The sequence below is a fragment of the Pseudarthrobacter sp. 05T312 genome (assembly GCF_056396685.1).
The window spans coordinates 1-479 of record NZ_JBFTLY010000056.1; the positions used below are offsets into that span (position 1 = coordinate 1).

Annotated in this window: 1 protein-coding gene; it reads right to left on the reverse strand. The window is 47.4% G+C overall.

What is annotated here, in order from left to right; all coding sequences use genetic code 11:
• Window positions 1–145: 145 nt before the first annotated feature.
• Window positions 146–406 (reverse strand): hypothetical protein, encoded by a 261-nt coding sequence (locus AC1DIP_RS22275; protein WP_477735124.1) that lies wholly within the window; start codon window positions 404–406, stop codon window positions 146–148.
• Window positions 407–479: the final 73 nt, after the last annotated feature.

Genomic DNA, 479 nt, shown 5'->3' on the forward strand with positions numbered 1-479 from the left:
TGCTTGATGTAGTTAATCCATTTTGGGATCATACCGACCGTTTTTCCGCTTCGCACAGAGCCCTCCAGGATATTTATGCGGGCGTCCTGTTCAATCGGGTTTAAAATAAACCGTGTGATCTTCTCGCCAAACAACTGAAACTCCATTAAGTACCACCTCGAATCGCAACTGCGCTCTTTTGAATTACTTCAGCGAGCTGATCAAGGCCATTTTGCCCGCCCTCGCCCGCTGGGTTATTGATCGCTTTGACTTCAGCTTTGAGCTTTTCAATCTGCAGTAAACGCTCCTCGTCAGCGAGGTCCAATCGGCATAAATCCTCGTACTTTACAATCATGCTTTGTAGTGTAGCCATTGCACGAGACTGGGCCTGTAAGAAGGTCGCCTGCTTATCCCAAGCATGCTGCAACTCCTATTCCTTCTCCCAGCCTGTTTCAGTTTCTTTTTGCCGCTTTAAAACTTTTGTCTCATCAGCCTTGTCC